Annotated in this window: 1 protein-coding gene; it reads right to left on the minus strand. The window is 71.4% G+C overall.

Going from position 1 to position 1611, the window contains the following annotated elements; genetic code table 11:
- A partial coding sequence (locus tag AX737_RS14630; protein ID WP_197430586.1) for an efflux RND transporter permease subunit occupies positions 1-1611 on the minus strand: 1611 nt, incomplete at both ends.

The following is a 1611-nucleotide window of genomic DNA, read 5'->3' on the forward strand; positions in this document are numbered from 1 at the left end:
GGGTGTCGAGATCCTCGCCGAAGATCTTGAGCGCGATCTCGGCGCGCACGCCCGACAGCATGTGGTCGAGCCGGTGCGAGATCGGCTGGCCGACGTTCACGCTGACCGGCAGCACCGCGAGGCGGCCGCGGATGTCGGCCACGAGCTCGCGCTTGGGCCGGGCCCCGGGCTTCAGGTCGATCTCCAGGTCGGAGGCGTGCACGCCTTCCGCGTGCTCGTCGAGTTCGGCCCGCCCGGTGCGGCGGCCGATGGAGCGCACGTCCGGCATGTCGAGGAGCAGGCGCTCGGCCACGAGGCCGATCCGGTTGCTCTCGGCGAGCGAGATGCCGGGGTTGAAGCTCATGTTGACCGTGAACGAGCCCTCGTTGAACGGCGGCAGGAAGGTGCGCGGCAGGAAGGCCGCGGCCAAGCCCGCGCCCGCCACCGCGAGGGCCGCCGCGACCATCACCGGGCGGGCATGCCCGAGCAGGGCGCGCAGCAGCGCGGCGTTGCCGCGCTTGAGGACGCGCACCAGCCCGCTCTCGTGCTCCTCCAGGCGCTTCAGGCCCGGCAGCAGGTAGTAGGCCAGCACCGGCGTCAGGGTGATCGAGACGAGGAGGCTTGCCAGGATCGAGACGATGTAGGCCTGCCCGAGCGGCGCGAAGAGCCGGCCCTCGATGCCGGAGAGGGCGAAGAGCGGCACGAAGACGAGCACGATCACCATCGTGGCGTAGACGATGCCGGAGCGCACCTCGTTCGAGGCCGAGACCACGACCTCGAAGACCGAGCGCGTATTGCCGGCCCGCCGGTTCTCGCCGAGGCGGCGGAAGATGTTCTCGACATCGACGACCGCGTCGTCGACGAGCTCGCCGATGGCGATCGCGAGGCCGCCGAGCGTCATCGTGTTGATGGACAGCCCGGCCGCGTGGAACACGATCGCGGTGGCCAGGATCGAGACGGGAATCGCAGTCAGCGAGATCGCGGTGGTGCGCACGTTCAGCAGGAAGGCGAACAGTACCACGGCGACGACGGCGACCGCCTCCATCAGCACGGTCTCGACGTTGCGGATCGAGGTCTCGATGAAGTTGGCCTGCCGGAAGATGAGCTGGTCGGCGCGCACCCCCTTGAAGGCGCAGGCCTCGCCCGCGGCCTCCGTCCGGGACGGGCCCCCGCGCTCCGGCGTCTTCCCGGCGCCGCAGGCGTTCAGGCCGGCGGTGATCTCCGCGAGCGCCGCCTCGACCTGACGGGTGAGCCGGACCGTGTCGACGCCCGGCTGCTTCTCCACCGAGACGACCACCGCGGGCGCGCCCATGTAGCCCGCATCGCCCCGCTTCACCCGGGCCGCGAACGAGACCTCGGCGACCTGCCGCAGGTAGATCGGCCGGCCCTGGACGTTGGCCACAACCAGGGTGCGCAGGTCGTCGAGGTCCATGGTCCGGCCGATGTTCCGGATCAGGTACTCGCGGGCGTACTGGTCGGTGAAGCCGCCGCCCGTGTTGGTGCCGAACTGCGCGAGCGCCGTCTCCAGCTGGGCGTGGGTGACGCCCAGCGCCCGCAGCGCCGTGGGCTGGGGCGCCACGCGGAACTGGCGCACCTCGCCGCCCATCGGGATCACCTGGGCGACGCCGGGGA

This window comes from Methylobacterium sp. CCH5-D2 (assembly GCF_001556475.1).
GTDB lineage: Bacteria > Pseudomonadota > Alphaproteobacteria > Rhizobiales > Beijerinckiaceae > Methylobacterium > Methylobacterium hispanicum.